The 18,315-nt window shown below is 59.6% G+C and carries 19 protein-coding genes and 1 pseudogene; 14 read left to right on the top strand and 6 right to left on the bottom strand.

Translation table 11 applies throughout. The annotated features are described in order from the left end of the window. Nucleotides 1-100: 100 nt before the first annotated feature. The 4 genes from BN5935_RS07415 to BN5935_RS07400 all read left to right on the top strand — a co-directional run bounded on the left by BN5935_RS07415 (nt 101) and on the right by BN5935_RS07400 (nt 2,976). The gene (locus BN5935_RS07415) at nt 101-319 is read left to right on the top strand and encodes a Sec-independent protein translocase subunit TatA/TatB (RefSeq protein WP_064975548.1); all 219 of its coding nucleotides are present in this window, start codon (nt 101-103) and stop codon (nt 317-319) included. Between the two features lie 57 nt (nt 320-376). Then, nucleotides 377-1,234, top strand: a complete 858-nt coding sequence (tatC, locus tag BN5935_RS07410; RefSeq protein WP_064975547.1) for a twin-arginine translocase subunit TatC — start codon at nt 377-379, stop codon at nt 1,232-1,234. 26 nt (nt 1,235-1,260) lie between these two features. After that, nucleotides 1,261-2,514, top strand: coding sequence for a Gfo/Idh/MocA family protein (locus BN5935_RS07405; RefSeq protein WP_064975546.1), 1,254 nt, complete (start codon nt 1,261-1,263; stop codon nt 2,512-2,514). 93 nt (nt 2,515-2,607) lie between these two features. Then, complete coding sequence (locus BN5935_RS07400; protein ID WP_064975545.1) at nt 2,608-2,976, top strand: DUF3127 domain-containing protein; 369 nt, start codon at nt 2,608-2,610, stop codon at nt 2,974-2,976. Between the two features lie 152 nt (nt 2,977-3,128). Here BN5935_RS07400 and BN5935_RS07395 read toward each other — a convergent pair whose 3' ends face one another. The 4 genes from BN5935_RS07395 to BN5935_RS07380 all read right to left on the bottom strand — a co-directional run bounded on the left by BN5935_RS07395 (nt 3,129) and on the right by BN5935_RS07380 (nt 7,465). Beyond that, entirely contained in the window at nt 3,129-4,241 is a 1,113-nt protein-coding gene (locus BN5935_RS07395) for an FKBP-type peptidyl-prolyl cis-trans isomerase (RefSeq protein WP_064975544.1), read from the bottom strand. Nucleotides 4,242-4,330: 89 nt separating this feature from the next. Further along, a complete protein-coding gene (locus BN5935_RS07390; RefSeq protein WP_064975543.1) occupies nt 4,331-5,032 on the bottom strand; it encodes an FKBP-type peptidyl-prolyl cis-trans isomerase in 702 nt (233 codons plus the stop codon). Then, on the bottom strand, nt 5,029-6,411 hold the full coding sequence (gene nhaA / locus BN5935_RS07385) for a Na+/H+ antiporter NhaA (RefSeq protein ID WP_235821042.1): 1,383 nt from the start codon (nt 6,409-6,411) through the stop codon (nt 5,029-5,031). The genes BN5935_RS07390 and nhaA overlap by 4 nt, the downstream gene beginning before the upstream one ends. Nucleotides 6,412-6,418: 7 nt before the next feature. Beyond that, nucleotides 6,419-7,465: an agmatinase family protein gene (locus BN5935_RS07380; protein WP_064975541.1), complete on the bottom strand. Its 1,047-nt coding sequence runs from the start codon at nt 7,463-7,465 to the stop codon at nt 6,419-6,421. A gap of 94 nt (nt 7,466-7,559) precedes the next feature. Between BN5935_RS07380 and BN5935_RS15740 the strand changes: the two are divergent. From BN5935_RS15740 to BN5935_RS07340, 10 genes and pseudogenes are all read left to right on the top strand, one after another. Further along, nucleotides 7,560-7,712 (top strand): annotated as a pseudogene (locus tag BN5935_RS15740) (4-phosphoerythronate dehydrogenase); the annotation flags it as partial. A gap of 24 nt (nt 7,713-7,736) precedes the next feature. Then, on the top strand, nt 7,737-8,627 hold the full coding sequence (locus BN5935_RS07375; RefSeq protein WP_449353804.1) for an NAD(P)-dependent oxidoreductase: 891 nt from the start codon (nt 7,737-7,739) through the stop codon (nt 8,625-8,627). A 127-nt stretch (nt 8,628-8,754) separates the two neighbouring features. Further along, on the top strand, nt 8,755-9,948 hold the full coding sequence (locus BN5935_RS07370) for a quinone-dependent dihydroorotate dehydrogenase (RefSeq protein WP_064975539.1): 1,194 nt from the start codon (nt 8,755-8,757) through the stop codon (nt 9,946-9,948). Nucleotides 9,949-9,956: 8 nt separating this feature from the next. Then, the gene (locus tag BN5935_RS07365) at nt 9,957-11,198 is read left to right on the top strand and encodes a competence/damage-inducible protein A (protein WP_064975538.1); all 1,242 of its coding nucleotides are present in this window, start codon (nt 9,957-9,959) and stop codon (nt 11,196-11,198) included. A 13-nt stretch (nt 11,199-11,211) separates the two neighbouring features. Beyond that, complete coding sequence (locus BN5935_RS07360) at nt 11,212-11,754, top strand: CinA family protein (RefSeq protein WP_064975537.1); 543 nt, start codon at nt 11,212-11,214, stop codon at nt 11,752-11,754. Nucleotides 11,755-11,840: 86 nt separating this feature from the next. Continuing rightward, nucleotides 11,841-13,775, top strand: coding sequence for a sensor histidine kinase (locus BN5935_RS07355; RefSeq protein ID WP_064975536.1), 1,935 nt, complete (start codon nt 11,841-11,843; stop codon nt 13,773-13,775). A gap of 86 nt (nt 13,776-13,861) precedes the next feature. Next, nucleotides 13,862-14,095, top strand: coding sequence for a 50S ribosomal protein L28 (gene rpmB / locus BN5935_RS07350; RefSeq protein WP_019149332.1), 234 nt, complete (start codon nt 13,862-13,864; stop codon nt 14,093-14,095). Between the two features lie 16 nt (nt 14,096-14,111). Beyond that, nucleotides 14,112-14,294 (top strand): 50S ribosomal protein L33, encoded by a 183-nt coding sequence (gene rpmG, locus BN5935_RS07345; RefSeq protein WP_064975535.1) that lies wholly within the window; start codon nt 14,112-14,114, stop codon nt 14,292-14,294. 13 nt (nt 14,295-14,307) lie between these two features. Further along, entirely contained in the window at nt 14,308-14,466 is a 159-nt protein-coding gene (locus BN5935_RS14870) for a DUF4295 domain-containing protein (RefSeq protein WP_010266683.1), read from the top strand. Between the two features lie 168 nt (nt 14,467-14,634). Continuing rightward, on the top strand, nt 14,635-15,870 hold the full coding sequence (locus BN5935_RS07340) for a glycosyltransferase family 4 protein (protein WP_064976878.1): 1,236 nt from the start codon (nt 14,635-14,637) through the stop codon (nt 15,868-15,870). A gap of 70 nt (nt 15,871-15,940) precedes the next feature. Here the strand turns inward: BN5935_RS07340 and BN5935_RS07335 are convergent, their stop codons facing one another. Both BN5935_RS07335 and BN5935_RS07330 read right to left on the bottom strand, forming a co-directional pair. After that, a complete protein-coding gene (locus BN5935_RS07335) occupies nt 15,941-16,825 on the bottom strand; it encodes a hypothetical protein (protein WP_235821041.1) in 885 nt (294 codons plus the stop codon). A 40-nt stretch (nt 16,826-16,865) separates the two neighbouring features. After that, nucleotides 16,866-17,984: a glycosyl hydrolase family 18 protein gene (locus BN5935_RS07330; RefSeq protein ID WP_162272062.1), complete on the bottom strand. Its 1,119-nt coding sequence runs from the start codon at nt 17,982-17,984 to the stop codon at nt 16,866-16,868. Nucleotides 17,985-18,315 lie beyond the last annotated feature (331 nt).

Below are 18,315 nucleotides of genomic sequence, written 5' to 3'. Positions count from 1 at the left end.
AAACCCGCCCGACGACGGCGGGTTTTCCCGGACGCGGTTGCGGTAATTCCAAAATTTGTGTTATATTTGTTCCGAATAAAGGAACCTAAAAAGAGAAACCATGTTTATACCTTGCGCAATCGGTTACGGACAGATCATCGTGATCGTGTTGGTAGTCATCCTGCTGTTCGGGGGCAAAAAAATCCCCGAGCTGATGCGCGGAGTGGGCCGCGGCGTCAAAGAGTTCAAGGACGCCGTCAACAAGGACTATACGGCAGAAGAGACCAAACCGGAGAGCGTTTCCAAGAAAGAGACGGCTCCGAAAGAGGAAGACGAATAAAGGCCGGACCACCGCGGAAATCAGAGGATGAAACGAGAGGATACAGAGCCGTCGGAGATGACGTTTTTCGAGCATCTCGACGCCCTGCGCCCACATCTGGTGCGGGGTGCCTTGGCGATCGTGATCGTCGGGCTGGTTGCTTTTTTCTGCAAGAGTCTGATTATCGACACGATACTTTTCGGTCCCAAAGACGCCGATTTCCCCACCAACCGCATGCTGGTATGGGTGGGCGGCGAGTGGGCGCACATCGCCGCATGGCTCAACGACACGCTCGGAACCTCGTTCAATGCCGACCCTGCGGCGTTCTCGATCGGCGGCGACCGCTTTTCGGTCATCAACACCTCGCTGGCCGGGCAGTTCAACCTCCACATGAAGATATCGCTCATGGCGGGCATCGCGCTGGCCATGCCCTATGTGCTGTGGGAGTTCTGGCGCTTCGTGCGCCCGGCACTCACGCCGAAGGAGATCGCCGGAACCAACTGGTTCGTCTTCTGCGTGTCGCTCTGCTTCTTCTCGGGACTGCTCTTCGGGTATTTCGTCATGGTGCCGCTGTCGATCAACTTTTTCGCCAACTACCACGTCAGCGACGCCATCGTCAACATGATCGACATCGGCGACTACCTCTCGACGGTCATCGTCGTGTCGATGGCCTGTGCATTCATGTTCGAACTGCCGCTGCTGATCTACTTCCTGACCCGCATGGGCATCGTCTCCGCAGGGTTTCTCCGCAAATACCGGCGACATGCGTTCGTCATCCTGCTGGTCCTTGCGGCGATCATCACCCCGCCCGACATTTTCAGTCTGGTGCTGGTGATCCTGCCCCTTTACGGACTTTATGAGCTGAGTATCAAACTCGCCGCGCGAATCGAGCGCAAACAGAGCCGCGAAAGCCTTCCGGAAGAAGCAACCGAGTGACGGGCCGAACGGCAAACCTCAAAACTATGAACATCCATAAAGAAGCGGAACCGGTTACGATCATCGCCATCGGAGCCGGGAACCGCACCAACAAATACCTCGAATACGCAGTCAGACACCCCGAACGGCTGAAACTCGCAGGAGTGGTGGAGATCAACGAAATACGCCGCCGCACGACCGCCGAGAAATTCGGACTGGGGCCGGAGCGGTGCTTTACGGACTACGAACGTTTTTTCGAAAATCCCATCCCGGCCGACGCCGTGCTGATCGCCACCCCCGAGAACGAGCATTTCGAACCTTGCATGAAAGCCATCGAGGCGGGTTACAACGTGCTGCTCGAAAAGCCCATCGCACAAACGCTCTCCGAATGTTGCCGGATCGAAGAGGCGGCCCGCCGCAAAGGGGTGACCGTCGGCGTGTGCCATGTCCTGCGCTACCACCCCTATTTCATCCGCATCAAGGAGATCGTCGACTCGGGCGAACTGGGCGAGATCATCTCCATCAGCCACTTGGTCGCCGTGGGGCTCGACCGCACCACGCACGGATTCGTCCGCGGCATGTGGCGCCGCGAAGAGATCACCAACCCGATGCTGATCTCGAAATGCTGCCACGACATCGACTTCCTGCTGTGGCTCACCGGGGCCCGCTGCCGCAAACTCTCGTCGTTCGGCTCGCTGCGCTGGTTCCGCGCAGAAAACGCCCCGGCACAGAGCGCCGCGCGGTGCATCGACTGCCCCGTGGAAAAGCAGTGTCCCTATTCGGCCGTAGACCTCTACTACAACCGCCGCGACTGGATTTCGAATTTCGATATCCCGGCAGGCGCCACGCTCGAGGAGGTCATCCTGCGCGAACTGCGCTCGGGAGATTACGGGCGGTGTGTGTTCCGCTGCGACAACGATGTGGTGGACCACCAGATCGTCTCGATGGAGATGGACAACGATGTCACGATCTCGTTCTCGATGGACGCCTTCACGCTGGGCGACCAGCGCGAAACCCACATCCGGCTGACGCACGGCGAGATCGACGGCGACGAACGCACGCTGCGGGTCCGCAAGTTCCGCGGCGGCGAGGAGCGCGTTTACGACTTTTCGGGGCTGCTCGAAAAGCCGTTCCACGCGGGAGCGGACCTCCTGCTGATCGAGGATTTCGTCGACACGCTCAGCCGCCGGGAGCACCGCTTCCGCACGGCGATCGCCAACTCGGTCGAAAGCCACCGCATCTGCTTCGAGGCCGAGCGCAGCCGCCTCACCGGGCAGACCGTCACGCTGGAGGAGCGGTAGCCGTGCGATTTGCGGAACAAAAGCGCTTCGCCAGTTCCCGAATTTTCGAAAAAATCACTACCTTTGCCGTAAATAAACAATACTATTAATGATATGGAATTCGAAGGAACCGTTTACAAAATAATGCCCGTGACGAAGGGAACGTCGGCACGCGGCGAGTGGCAGCGTCAGGACGTGGTCTTTGAGATGAACGAGGGATCGTTCACCCGCAAAATCTGCGTGACGTTCTTCAACAAGCCCGAAGATGTAGCCCGGTTGCAGGAAGGAGCAACTTACAACGTCTCGGTCAACATCGAGTCGCGCGAATACAACGGCCGCTGGTACACCGACATCCGCGCATGGCGCCTGCAGCCCAAGCAGGAGTCGGCAGGAGCCGGCGCTCCGATGCCCGACATGCCGCCCATCGCCGAGGAACCCTCCTACGCATCCTCGCCCGCGCAGGTCGACGACCTCCCGTTCTAAGGGAGGGAGGCTTAAGAAGCCCCATTTAAGGGTGAAATAGCGTTACAACTGTCATTCACAATTCTGCGCTATTTCCCCATTATAAAAACTCACAACACGGAAAATCCCGGAATCAATCGATTCCGGGATTTTTCGTATCTGTACTCTCCTGATTACTTCGCGGGAGCGACTTCGGGCTTTTCGGCCGTTGCGGTCGAATCGGCGGGAGCAGGCTCCTCGTAGGGAGTCACGTCGATCAGCTCGACCTCGAACTCCAAAGCCTCGTTGGGACCGATGTCACGGCCTGCGCCGCGGGCACCGTATGCCAAGTCGGAGGGGATCCAGAGCGTGATCTTACCGCCCTTGCCTACCAGTTGCAGACCCTCGGTCCAGCCGGGAATAACGCGGTTGAGCGGGAACTCGACGGGCTCGTCCTTGTCGAAATCGTCGGGACGCTGTTTCTTAATCATCTCCTGCTGCTCCTTCGAGCGGTTGGCGAAGACCGAGGTATCGAACACCTTGCCGTCGCGGGTGCGGCCCGTGTAGTGAACCTTCACCACGTCGCGCGGGTCCTTCGGCATCGCAGCGGCGTCACCGGCAGCGGTAACCTTATAGAGCAGGCCCGACTCGGTCTTCTTCACGCCCGATTTCTTCCCGATCTTCTCCAGCCATGCCTTCGAAGCCTCGGCGTTCTCGGCCGGACGCTTCACCATGAAGTAGTACTGCAGGTACTGGTTCACCTCGTCTTCCGACATCTTGGCGTTGTTGTCGCGCACGTTCTGCATGGCCTCGCCGATCCAAACCAACTGGATGGGCATGCCGCTCTGGGCGATGTTGTAACCGATGTCGTTACCGAATGCGTAGGAAATCTCGGCACGCTCCTCCTCGCTCTCGAACATTTCGGGATCGGCTGCGGGATACTCGACCTTGGTCGAATCGCCGCCGGCCATGCGGGCGCTGTCGGCAGCGGCACGCTTCTCGGCGATAGCCTGCGCACGCTCGCCGCGCTTCGACATGAAATACTCGCGCAGCATATCGAGCGACTTCTCGTGCTCCTGTGTAGCCTTGCCCAGAGCGCCTTCCTTGACAGCCTTGTCCACGGCCTTGAAATCGAACGGAATATCCTTCATTTCGTAGCTCATGCCGTAGCCGATGTTGGCACCGAGCGCATACGACAGCGAGTCGAACTCCGAAAGGCTGCCCATCTGCACGCCACTCTTGTTTCCTCCGCAGGAGGCGAGCATCGCAGCACCCGCGAGTGCCGCAGCAAAAAAGATTTTTTTCATTGTTGTTTTAACTATGTTTTGAGTTTGCTTTTATTCGCACGGGCAAAGATATAAAAATATTGTATAATACTCATCTTCATCGGCGTAAATTATCTGCGCCGCGACCGATTCCCGTATTTATCGACTTCGACGAGTTCGATTTCATAGTAAAGCGTCGCGTTGGGAGCCACGCCCAGCGTCTTGTCGCCCTCGGCTCCGTAAGCTGCCGACGAGGGCATCCACGCGTTGATCTTTCCGCCCTTGCCGATCAGTTTCACGCTCTCCTGCACCCCCTGCCGGAGATCGCGCAGCAGCGAACGCACCGTGTCGCCCTTCTCGTAGGAGGAGGCGATCTGGGCGCCGTCGGCCGTGCGGATCACCCACCGCAGGGCCACGCTGTCGCGGTCCGACGCAGGCACCAGTTCCTGATCGCCGACGGCCGTCACCGTATAAGTCACACCCGACGAGGTGCGGGCATAGGAGCGGTTCGACTTGGCGATATCGACTAAGAACTGCTCCTCGTAAGCCCGGGCTTTCTCGGGCAGCGCGTAGTTCACATAACGCAGGTAGAACGTCTCGGCATCGGCCGCCGAGAGCTTCGCCGACCGGCGCACGGCGTCACGAATACCCTCGCAGACGGCGTTCACGTTGATCGTCGAATCCATCCGCAGCAGGTTCATGCCGACGTTCATGCCGATGACATAGGCCACCGAGTCGGTGTCGTTCTTGAGTTTCACGCCCCCGCCCGACTTCTTCGAGCAGGCCCCGGCCAGCAAAGCGGCGGCGGGGAGGATCAGCAGGATCTTTTTCATGGTTTCGTACTTTTTTTCGAAAAGGCCAGAATCAGCAGGCACCCCACGACAGCCGCCGCGAGCGACCCCATCAGGATGGCGATCTTGCCGCGGTCGATCAGGTCGGGATCGGTGAAGGCCAGCGAGTCGACGAACAGCGACATCGTGAACCCGATACCGCCCAGACAGCCCACGGCCAGCAGCATGCGCCACGTCGCCCCCTCGGGCAGCTCCGCAAGCCCCGATTTCACGGCACCCCACGAAGCAAGAAAGATGCCCAGCGGCTTACCGATGAGGAGGCCGAAGAAGATGCCCATGCCGACCGATCCGATCTCGGGAGAATAGTGGAAGATATTGAGGTATTCGAGCGAGGTGATCTCGACGCCGGCGTTGGCCAGCGCGAAGATCGGCATGATGAGGAACGTCACATAAGGCGCCAAGGCGTGTTCCAGCCGATAGCTCATGCCCACCGAGTTGGCCGACAGGTCGTGCATGCGGCGCAGGTAGAAACGCTGCTCCTCGTTGGGGAAATCCTCGTGCGTGGCGGCCGAGAGCATCAGCCCCTTGAGCCAGCGCATCTTATGGGCGAAATACTCCTTGCTGTAACGGGGCTCCATCGGGATCAGCAGGGCCATCGCCACGCCCGAGATGGTCGAGTGCACCCCCGAGTAGTAGAACAGCCCCCACACCACGAAGGCCGGGACCAGATAGGAGAACATCCGCTTCTCGCCCATCTGCTTCATGAAGTAGACCCCGAGCATGATGACCAGCGCCACCAGCAGGCAGCCGATCTGGACCTTTCCGCCGTAGAAGAGCGCGATGACCAGAATGGCCCCCAAGTCATCGGCAATGGCCAGCGCCGTGAGGAAAATCTTGAGCGACACGGGAACGCGGTTGCCCAGCATCGAAAGGATGCCGATGGCGAAGGCGATGTCCGTGGCGGTGGGGATTCCCCAGCCGTTGGCGGCTGCCGTGCCGTGGTTGAAGAGCGTGAAGATGATGGCCGGGGCCAGCATGCCGCCAGCGGCCGCCAGCACCGGAAGGATCGCCCGGCGGGCGGACGAGAGCTGCCCGCAGACGATCTCGCGCTTGATCTCGAGCCCCACGGCGAAGAAGAAGATCACCATCAGCCCGTCGTTGATGAACTTCTCGACGGTCATGCCCCGCGGGAAGATCCAGTCGATCAGCCCGTCCGGGGAGCGGACCATCAGCGAGAGGTCGGTTTCGAGCAGGTGATGGTAGTAGACCTTGGTGCCGGGCAGATTGGCCAGCAGCATGGCAAAGATCACGCACACGAGCAGCACGACGCCTCCGGCCCACGGGGCCTCCAGAAAATTGCGTCCGCGAAGCCCCATCATGTGTCGCTGGCGTACCCAGCGGTACATTGAAAACAGTCGCATTTATTCGTTATTTTGGTGTTTCGTTCGACTTGAGGGTCTGCCCGCAGAGTTTCCACAGGATACGGGCCCCGGTGATGGCGTCGATGCGGTCGTCGGCCACGGGGCACACCTCCACCACGTCGAATCCGATGATGCGGCGGCCCGAGCGGACCAGCGTGTCGACAAGGTAGACGGCTTTATTGAAAGAGAGTCCCCCGCAGACGGGCGTACCCGTATGGGGGCAGTTGTCGAAGGAGAGTCCGTCGATGTCGAAGCTCACATAGACCTCCGCGGGCAGCGCTTCGACGATGCGGCGGCACTGGGCGTCCCACGTCTCGCCGCGGAACTCCGCAGCGGCGAGCGAGAGGTCGTCGAATAGGGCGATGCGCTCCGACGAGGAGGCCAGCGCGGCCTCGGTCTCGCTGAAATCGCGCACGGCGACCTGAGCGATCTTCACGACCTGCGGCACGTCGCGCAGGACGTTGAACATGATCGACGCGTGGGAGAACTCGAACCCCTCGTAAGCGTCCCTCAGGTCGCAATGAGCGTCGATGTGCAGGATGCCGAAAGCCTCGCGGCGGGCGCCCAGAGCCCGGATCAGCCCGTAGGGCGTCGAATGGTCGCCGCCCACGAGTCCCACGATCTTGCCCGCGTCGAGCCAGCGGGCGGCCTGCGCCTCGATGTTGCCGTTCATGGCCACGCAACCCTCGTTCACGCGGCGGACCTTGCGCACGACATAGTCGTCCTCGAGGCATCCGCCCCCTTCGAGGTGGTCGATCACCCGCGAGGCGTCGGCGCGCAGGCGCTGCGAAGACTCCTGCAGCGAATAGTCCACGTCGGCCGTGGCGATGCCGCGGCGCCACGCGCCGGGGGCCAGCGGGTCGTGGAAGTCGAGCTGCGTCGAGGCTTCGATAATGGCATCGGGGGCATAGGCCGTACCGGCCCCGTAGGAGACCGTCACGTCCCACGGTGCCGAGATCAGCACCAGTTCCGCCGTTTCGGGATTGAACGGAAGGCCGAAATAGGTTCCGTTGTCCACGCCGACTCCATCCGGATCGAAGGGTTTCTGTTCCATAACGTTCTTTTAAACTGCAAAGGTACTAAAAATTTAAATTTTACCTATATTTGTTCTCCCGAAAGAGAAGAAACAAGGAAATATACCAACTATCATGAAAATCATAGCCGACAGCGCCATCCCCTTCCTGAAAGGGGTTCTGGAACCTTTTGCCGAGGTATGTTACCTCCCCGGAAAGGCAATTTCGGCCGCCGACGCCCGCGACGCCGACGCGCTCCTGACCCGCACCCGCACGCGGTGCGACGCGNAGGGCGGTCACAACCGGCTCCAGATGCTCGTCCGGGAACGGAAAGACCATATCGCAAAGGTCGACGCCCCGCGTGCGTTCCCGTGGCGCGTGGCGATCGTCGGTTCGGACACCGACCTCGCCGCGAGCAACCTGAGCTACCTGCTGGCCGCACCGTCGCGCCTCGACGACATCGCATGGATCAAGCCGGGCAAGGTGGCTTGGGAATGGTGGAACGACTGGAACCTCTCGGGCGTGGATTTCCGTGCGGGCGTCAACCCCGCGACCTATAAATACTACATCGACTTCGCCGCATCGGAGGGTATCGAATATGTGATCCTCGACGAGGCGTGGGGATTCCGCGTCCTCTGCTGCGACCCGCCGCGCGAGGAGCTGGAGCATTGCGGGTTCCTGCCGCTGGAGGAGGTGGCCCGCGAGGCCGACATCCTCACGTTCCACACCCCGCTGGACGACACGACGCGCCACATGGCCGGCGAGAGGCTGTTCCGGCAGATGAAACCGGACGCCATGGTGATAAACTCCTCGCGCGGGGAGGTGGTCGACGGCGACGCCCTGCTCCGGAGCGGCCTCCGCTGGGCGCTCGACGTCTGGGAGCACGAACCGAACCTCAACCCGCAACTGCTGGAAAAAGCCCTGCTGGCGACGCCCCACATCGCGGGTTACTCCGAACAGGGCAAGGCCAACGCCACGGCGATGTCCGTAGCGGCGCTGGCGCGCTGTTTCGGGCTGCCGCTCGAGGGGTGGTATCCGCCCGAGGCGTCGCCCTCGGCTCCCCGGCCGATCGCGTGGCAGGAGCTTTGCAGCACCATCGGCGAGGTCTACGACATCGAAGCCGAAAGCCGCCGCCTGAAAGGGCATCCCGGCGATTTCGAATCCCTGCGCGACCACTACGCCTACCGCCGCGAATATTTCTAACCGGTCTAAGAGACCGGCTTTATGAGCGGAGGAAAGCCACCGGGATTCCAACCCAGTTCCGCGCTTCCACCACATAACGGCCGAAGTTGTACATCGTTAGCCAAATTTTACTACCTTTGCCCCCGAAATGTACCGAAGGATCATAAAACCCCTGCTCTTCTCGCTCAACATCGAGCGGGCCCACCATGTCGTCCTGCTGATGCTGCGCATTTTCGGGCTGATTCCCGGAGGCCGCTGGCTCCTGCGCAAATGCTACGCCGTGGAGCATCCGGCGCTCGAGCGCGAAGTGTTCGGCATGCGGTTCGCCAATCCGGTGGGAATTGCCGCGGGATTCGACCGCAACGGCGAGGCGTTCCGCGAACTGGCCGCACTGGGATTCGGGTTCGTCGAGGTGGGCACCGTCACGCCCCGGCCCCAGACGGGCAACCCCCGTCCGCGGGTCTTCCGCCTCCCGAAAGACAACGCCATCATCAACCGCATCGGGCTCGCCAACCGCGGGCTGGAGACCGCCATCCGCCACCTCAGGCGTCCGCACGGCGGGGTGATCGTGGGGTGCAACATCGGCAAGAACACCTCGACCCCGGCCGAGAACGCCCCGGCCGACTACCTGAAACTCTTCCGCAACCTCTACCAGTATGCGGACTATTTCACCGTGAACATCAGTTGCGACAACTCGTGCCGCGAGGGCACGACGCACACGCGCGACCATATCCTCCAGATACTCAACCCGCTGTTCGACTTCCGCCGCGGGCAGAACCAATACCGGCCGATCATGCTCAAGATCTCGCCCGACATGACGGACGAGGTGATCGACCGGATCACCGACGTGATGCTCGAGACACCGCTCGACGGCATCGTGGCCACCAACGGCTCGCACAACCGCGAAGGACTGAAGACCAGCCGCACGACGCTCGAAAAGATCGGCAGCGGCCGCCTCAGCGGCGCGCCCCTCACCCGCCGCGCCGTGGAGATCGTGCGCCGCATCCACACCCGCTCGGGCGGCACCTACCCCATCATCGGCGTGGGCGGTCTGATGTCGGCCGACGACGTGCGGGCAATGCTCGACGCCGGGGCCGACCTCGTGCAGCTCTACACGGGATATATCTACGAAGGCCCCGGGCTGGTCCGGGACGTATGCCGCACGCTGATCGCCGACGCCGAACGGGTGGCCGAAGAGTTGGCAGCCATGCGCGCCGCCGAGGAGTCGATGAAGAACAAGGAAATCCCCGAAACATCCGGTCCGGAGCCCGCCGAAACCGCCGGAGAGGCATCCGACGGCAAGCCGGAAGAGAAGCGTCATCCCGGCTCCGAAGCGAAATAACACCACCCATGAAAGCTACCATTATCACCATCGGCGACGAAATTCTCATCGGCCAGATCGTGGATACCAACTCGGTATCCATCGCCAAACACCTCAACGCCGCGGGCATCGTGGTCCGCGAGAAGCTCTCGATCGGCGACGACCGCGCGCAGATCGTCGAAGCCGTCGGACGCGCCCTGTCCGCGTCGGAAGTCACCGTCATCACCGGCGGCCTCGGCCCCACGAAGGACGACATCACCAAGAAGACCCTCGCGGAGATGTTCCGCAGCGAGATGCGCTACGACCGGCGGGTAGCCGACCATGTGGAAAAAATGCTCACCGAACGGGGCATCGAGTACAACGAGCTCAACCGCTCGCAGGCGATGGTCCCGGCGTGCTGCACGGTGCTGTTCAACGCCCACGGCACCGCCCCGGGCATGTGGTTCGAACGCGACGGACACGTCGTGGTGTCGCTGCCGGGCGTACCGTTCGAGATGGAACACCTGATGGAGGACGAGGTGATGCCGCGGCTGAAAGCCCATTTCGCGCTGCGCCAGATCGTCCACCGCACGATGATAACCGCCGGGCTCCCCGAGTCGATGCTCGCCAAGCGGATCGAAGCGTGGGAAAACGCCCTGCCGTCGTACCTGAAACTGGCCTACCTGCCCAATCCGGGCGCCGTGCGGCTGCGCCTGTCGGCCTACGAGGTCGAGGGCGAGAGCGTCGCCCGCGAGATCGACCGGCAGTTCGAAACCCTGCGCAAAATCATCCCCCACAACATCATCGGGTTCGAGACCGCGACGATGCAGGAGCTGGTGCACAAGATACTCACCGAGCGCGGGCTGACTCTGGCCACCGCCGAGAGCTGCACGGGAGGCACCATCGCCTCGCGCTTCACGGCCATGCCCGGGGCTTCGGCCTATTTCCGCTGCGGCGTGGTGTCGTACAGCAATGAATCCAAGGTAAAACTGCTGGGCGTAGACCCCGCGGACATAGCCCGTTACGGCGCCGTGAGCGAACAGGTCGCCCGCCAGATGGCCGAAGGGGCCCGCCGCGCGGCAGGAGCCGATTACGGCATCGCCACCACCGGAATCGCCGGCCCCACGGGCGGCTCGGCGGAAAAACCCGTCGGCACGGTCTGGATCGCCGTCAGTTCGCCCGAGCGCACCGTCGCCATCCTCAAGCAGTGCGGAACCGACCGCGGACAAATCATCGACCGCGCCAGCGCTTTCGCCATCAGCCTGCTACGCGACTGCCTCAACGGAAAATAACAAAAAAACGACCATGAATAAAATCGCCACGCTGCTGGCCGTACTCGCCCTGACAGCCTCCTGCTGCGGATCGAAACCCGAAAAGCGCGTACACAAACTGCTGATGGACCGCATGCTGACGCTCTCCGTGGCCGAAAGCTGCACGGGAGGCTCCATCGCTTCGCGTTTCACGGCCATGCCGGGAGCCTCGGCCTACTTCAAAGGCGGGGTAATCTCCTACTGGAACCAGACCAAGAGCCTGCTGCTGAATGTCTCGGCCGACACCATCGCCCGTTACGGCGTGGTGAGCGAACAGGTCGTGCGCCAAATGGCCGAAGGGGCCCGCCACGCCGTCGACACCCATTACGCCATCGCCACCACCGGAATGGCCGGTCCCTCGGGCGGCACGCCCGAAATCCCGGTCGGCACCGTCTGGATCGCCGTCAGTTCGCCCGAACGCACCGTCACCCGCCTCATCCACATCAAAGGCAACCGCGACCGCGTCATCCGCGAAACCGGCTCGGCCGTGATCGAACTGCTCGAAGAAGAACTGACGGGCGAATACGGAACCCGATAGTACTCCAAAAGAACGCATTTATCCGCATTTCATTTGCTTTTCTCGGTTATTCGCGGTACTTTTGCGCTGATTTAGCCCAAAAAGTAATGAAAAACGCCCTGCTGCTTTTGACGATTCTGATCGCATCGGCATTGCCGGCCGCCGCCCAATCCGCCGCCGACGGCCTCGATACGACGCTCGTCGCCTATTACCGTTGGTGCAACCGCCACAAGCAGGACCCGGAGATGCTGCTCAAGGCCGACACCATGTTCCGGCTGGCCGGCGAACGGCAGAATCCCCGCATGCAGTCGGTGGCGCTCTGCCTGAAAGCCGACTACTATTATTTCACGGACAATTACGATTCGCTCAAGGTATGGGTGGCCCGCACCCAGCAGTTCACCCGCGAGCACGACCAGCCGACGCACTACTATTTCGTCTGGACGCGTCTGATTTCCTATTACAGCAAATACAGCAAATACACCCTCGCCCAATACGAACTGGAGCGTTTCCGCGACCAAGCCATCCGCGACGATTACAAACCCGCGATCGCCGAGGCTTACAAGCAGTTGGGCCACATCTACCGCACCAAATCCCTCAACGACGCGGCGCTCGAATCCTACGCCAAGAGCATCGAGATGGTCGAGCGGAACGGCCTGAAGGAAGTGGATGCCTCCTACCTCTACCTCCAGCTCGGCGAGCTGTACACCCTGCAGCAGAAGTACGACAAGGCCGACGAGGCGCTCCGGATGTCCGAAAAGACCATCCTGCTCCCCGAACATATCTGGCGCACGCGGATCGCCCGGGCAAACCTCGCGGCCTCGCAGGGTGACTTCGCACAGGCCGAGAAACTGCTGCACGAGATCCGGGAGAAAAGCGGCGGATACGTCTCGGAAGACAAGATCGGGGAGATCGAAGTGACAATCTGCAAGGGCACCCGCAACTTCCAGAAGGCGCTGGAAATCGTCAACCGGCAGTTGGAGAGTTTCGATAAAAACAAAGACAGCCTCGGCTCGTCGCATTATTTCTATATTCCGGCGCTCTCGAACCGCGCCGCGATCCTCTACGAAATGGACAACTACAAGGCTGCCGCCGAAGACCTTTCGCGGCAGACGACGCTGACCCGACAGAAATACGAGGCCGACAACCAAGAGGTGCTGAACGAGTTCGCCACGCTGTTCGACGTCGAACGGCTCGACCGCGAAAAGGCAGAAGCCCTGCAGCAGGCACAAGCCGAACGGCTGCGCCGCGCCCGTCTGTTCGAAACCGGACTGGTCGTGATCCTGCTGCTGGCGACGGCGTTCATCGTCATCCTGACCCGCCTCAACCGCCGTTTGGCCCGGGCCAAACGGGCAGCCGAAGAGAGCAACCGCATGAAGGGCGTCTTCATCCGCAACATCACCCACGAAATCAACACCCCGCTGAACGCCATCGTGGGATTCGCCGAACTGGCCTCGACGGCTCCGGACGACGAGCCCGAGCGCAGTTCCTACATCGACATCATCCGCGAGAACAGCGGTTACCTGCAAAAACTCATCGACGACGTACTCTACATCTCCGACATCGAATCGTCCGAAGCACCGCCGTCGTGCGCCGAGGTCGAGGTCGACACCTGCTGCCGCCGGTGTATCGACGAGCTGTCGAAGCACGCCCCGCTCGCCACCGAAATCCACTTCGCCCCCAACGGCGAAGGCCGGTCGCCCCGCATCCGCACCTCGTGTCTGCTGCTGAGCAAGGCGCTCACCGAGTTGCTGCGCAACGCCGTGCGGTTCACCGATCCCGAAAAGGGCGTCAGGCTCTCCTATTCGCTCTCGGCGGACGGACGCAGCATCACCTTCGCAGTCGAGGACGCAGGTCCCGGCGTGCCCGAAGGAGCGCGCGAGCGCATCTTCGAACGCTTCGTCAAGCTCGACTCGTTCAACCAAGGACTGGGACTCGGTCTAGCCGTCTGCCGCCTGATCGCCCGCACGCTGGGCGGCGACGCGCGCCTCGACCCGGAGTGTACCCGGGGTGCGCGGTTCCTGCTGACGATTCCCGTCGAATAAAAAAAGCCGGGGATTATTGGTATTTGACGAAAAGGTTGTATATTTGCACTCCCTTAATCGGGTTTTAACCAAAAATTTATCAAACAATGAAAGTTTGCGAAATCACAGGCAAGGTAGCGATCGTGGGAAACAACGTCTCGCACTCGCACCACAAGACCAAGCGCAAATTCAGTCCCAATCTGAAAACCAAGCGCTTCTGGTCGGAGCAGGAGGGCCGCTGGATTACCCTGAAGGTAACGGCTGCCGGCATGAAAACAATTAACAAGAAGGGTCTTGCAGTCGCCCTGCGCGAAGCTGCCGCACCCAAAAGCGTGTACTAAAAACAACGAGTAATCAATGGCAAAGAAAGGCAACAGAGTTCAGGTCATCCTCGAGTGCACCGAACAAAGAGAGAGCGGCGTTGCGGGAATGTCCCGTTACATCACCACCAAGAACAAGAAGAACACCCCCGACCGTCTGGAGCGCAAGAAGTACAATCCCTTCCTCAAGCGTGTCACCATTCACCGTGAAATCAAATAGTTAAGAGAGCTTTATGGCAAAGAAAGTAGTCGCAACACTGAAAACCGGCACGGGTAAGCAGTTCACCAAGTGCATCAAGATGGTCAAGTCGGACAAGACCGGAGCATACATGTTCAAAGAGAGCATCGTTCCCAACGACCAGATCAAAGAGTTCTTCGACGAGAAGAAATAGTATTTTAAGAGTCGCACTCTTAAATACAAAGGGCATCTTTCGGGATGCCCTTTGTGTTTTTAGGGGCCGGAAAGCACCGCGATATAAAATATTTTTGTTACTTTTATCCGGAAAATTCCCGGACGGGCCGATCCGGTCGGCCCCGCCCGGGAAATTATGACGTGTTTCATGAAGAAAATAGCATTCATCATCATTCGCTATGGAGTCGAGGTCAACGGCGGCGCAGAAGTTCACTGCCGCATGCTGGCCGAACGATTGAGACCCTACTACGACGTGGAAGTGCTTACCACAACGACCAAGGTTTTCCGCGACCGCGACAACGACTATCCCGAAGGGGTCAGCACCGTCAACGGCGTCACGGTCCGCCGGTTCAAACCCGCCCCTATCGACGGAGAGCGCCACGGCGCCTACCGCAAACAATGCAAGACGGCCCGCCGCATCCGCCTGCAACTGGCAAGATTGGGCCTGCTGCGCCTGATCTCCTCGCTGCACCCCGAATGGACCATGAGCCTCGAAGCCGAAAAACGGTATTACGAATCGCAGGAGGACCACACGCCCCAGATGCTGGAGTTCATCGAACAGCACAAGGACGAATACGCGGCTTTCCTGTTCATGAATTTCTACTTCAGCCAGCCGGTGCTGGGCTGCACGATCGCCCCCGAAAAGACGATCCTCATTCCGCTGGTGCACCCCGATAAACCGCTCTATTTCAGCATCAACGCACCGATGTTCACCCGCGTAAGGCACATCGCATTCAACACCGCGGCCGAACGGCGGCTCTGCAGCCGGGCATTCGGCGCTTCGCTGGCTCCGAACAGTCTGGTAGGATGCGGTATCGAGGAGGCCCCTGAGGCGGACTGGGATACAGTCAAGGCCAAATATGGGTTGCCCGACCAGTATGTGCTCTATCTGGGGCGCATCACGCCGTCGAAGACCACCAAGGTGATTCCCGATTTCCTGCGCTACAAGAAAGAACACGGCGGCGATATCAAGTTGGTCATGGTGGGCGGCACGGAGCTCGACATCAAACGCTCGGACTCCCCCGACATCATCTTCACGGGTTACGTTTCGGACGAGGAGAAGACCTCGATCATCCGCCATGCGACGGTGATGGTCAATCCGTCGCGCATGGAGAGCCTCTCGCTGCTGATGCTCGAAGCCATGCAGAACCGCGTGCCGCTGCTGGTCAACGGCCGGAGCCGCGTGATGAAAGACCACTGCAAATCGAGCGGAGCGGCATTCTGGTACAACAGCAGCCGGGATTTCCGCCACAAGCTCCACCGCCTGATCTCCGATCCGGAACTGCGCCGCACGATGAGCGAAAAGGGACCGGTGTATGTGCGCGAACATTACGACTGGAGCGTCATCATCCCCAAGCTGCAGAAGCTGATCGAAAGCATCTGACGCGTCCGGCGCAAACAAAAGCGGTGCACCCCGACTGGAGTGCACCGCTTTTTCGTCCGTGGTCCCGGCGTCAGAACTTATGCACGGCGCGCACGAGGAACTTGTTGTATTTCGGAATCTCGATCACATAGGGAGGCTCAATGCCCATGTGGGTCGTATAAGCGCTCTTCTCGTCCATCTCGGTCGAGGAGAAATAGTAGACCAGCCGGTCCATGCGCTTGCCGCCCGCATCCTTGAGGGCGTCGTTGAACTTGTTGCGCGCCTGACGGTTGTTCTGCACGCGCGTCCCACCGTTGTAGTTGTGGCCGATGGTCAGCATCTCGTCGATGGCGGGCAGGTACCACCCTTCGCCCTTGTCCCGGCACCACTTGAACGCCGGGAAATCGTCCCACGAAAGGTTGTTGGCGGCGATGTACTGCGCCACTTTCGCCATGTTCTCCGCACCGTCGGTCCGGCTGTCGGCCCCCACCACGCGCAGGTCGGGTTTGCGGAACTCGCTCCAGTGGAGGTAAATCTCGTCGAGCGACACCACCAGTCCGTGCATACCGTCGTCCGAAAGCTGGCAGATCACGCCCCGGATACCATTCTGGTCATACAGTTCGCCGATCTCGTATTGTTTGAGCACATAGCGTCCGGCGGATGCCTGCGGCGCAGGCTCGGCAGCCGGAGCAGGTGCCGGTTCGACCGGAGTGGCCGGGGTCAGCGGCGTCGCGGGGATGGTCTTGGTGTAATACTCCTTTTCGCCGTTGGCGTACTGGATATAGTGAATCTCCTTGACAGGCAGCACATAGGTCGGGCCGTCGGGGTTCGAGAAACGCTTGTAGCGCACCGTTTCGGTCGTGATTTCGATCACCTTGGCCTCGATCTTCGTGGCGTCGGTCTTTACGATCAGGTCCTGCGCGGCGGCGGTCAGGACACCGCATAACGCCGCAAATAACAAAAATACCCCTTTCATCATCTCTTACTTCTCTTTTTATAATTAAAACCTTGCATTATCACCTCTTCAGATAATCCGTCACAAGATCGATCAGGTAATGGCTTCCTTGGGGATTCGCCTCGTCCGGAGCCAAATAGTCATGATGGAATTCCCACCAGAAGGCACCCCGAAAACCGTTCGCCTGAATCCATTCGATCTTATTCAAAATGGACGACGGGCTGTCCATCGTTACGAACTCCTCTCGATCGGGAGAGAAATAATAGGAAACCTCCGCCGCAGGGTCATACTCTTCCACCCAGCCTTCGCTCATCCAAGGGATAAACTCCTTGTAGGTAATGTAACGTCCGTATTCACTCAACGGAGCGTCGGCTTTCTGTCCCGGTTCGAGCCCTTTGTAATAAAAACCGTAGTTGGCCAATCCGAGACAAAGTTTGCTCCGGTCGAAAAGTTTCCAGTTCTCGAGTTTCGAACGCAGACTCTCCATCGAGGTATGGTGTGACGGAGTAGTACCCCAAATACCGTCGCACATGTCGTAGGACATGATATTGATCCAGTCGACCGCTCCGATCAGCCTGTCAGCCAAAGCCTGATCGTACACATGGTCGATACTGAGCGCCGTGGTCACATAATAGGTCCGTCGATTCTTTCGCCCGAGCGAATCCAGTTGATCGCGCAAATCCTGCATCATCCCTGCATGCAGTTCCTTATCAATCGAGATTTCCCAATCAATGTCCACGCCGTCATAATCGTTCCGATCAATCAGCCGTACGATATATTTCGTAAACTTAGCGAGCCGCTCGGGTTTTTCCAAGAACGTCCGGAACTCCTTCTGTCCTCCGAAGCAAAGCAATACATTGGCCTCCTCGGCATGCGCCTTCTCGATCATCTGCGGTACCAACGGCATATTCCCCGGCGCCATTCGGTAATCAAAGCTATCGGCATAGGCGTTGATACGTTCCTGCGGCAGATCGAAATCGATCTTCGACCATTCGGGAGCCGCCATCAGGTAGATAAACTCAAAAGCCCCGTAATTCGGATTCGACAATTCAGCCTCACTCAACAGGCTTTCCACCGAATAGACCCCATGAATAAAATCGGGAATCACGGATGTCTCCTTATTATCCGCCGAGCATGCTCCCAACAACGAACACGCCACCCACAAAACTACGTTTCTCATTTGTACAAAAAATAGGGTTAAATAGATAGTCGTACAAATATAACGTTTTTTTCCAAACATTCTTGTTATCTTCGGTGTCGTAACGGCACTTTTTATTTGTCGGAAAGTTTTGCAGGGCCGCATGGCGATTCGGTTTTGGCACCGTCCATTCTTTTTCGTACCTTTGGGGTCGTAAGACGACCCTTTTAGGATCGGGAGGTTTTGCAGGACCGGGCGCGATTCGGTTTTGGCACCGTCCATTCTTTTTCGTACCTTTGGCTGCGCCGAAGATACTCCCGCTCGGCAAAATGCAAGCGAACTTGCTTTTGCCCTCGCTTATTCGTACCTTTGC

Origin of the sequence: Alistipes provencensis (assembly GCF_900083545.1) — a bacterium.
Classification (GTDB): domain Bacteria; phylum Bacteroidota; class Bacteroidia; order Bacteroidales; family Rikenellaceae; genus Alistipes; species Alistipes provencensis.
The sequence above is the reverse complement of the archived record's forward strand: the minus strand, read 5'-3'. Positions and strand labels throughout refer to the sequence as shown.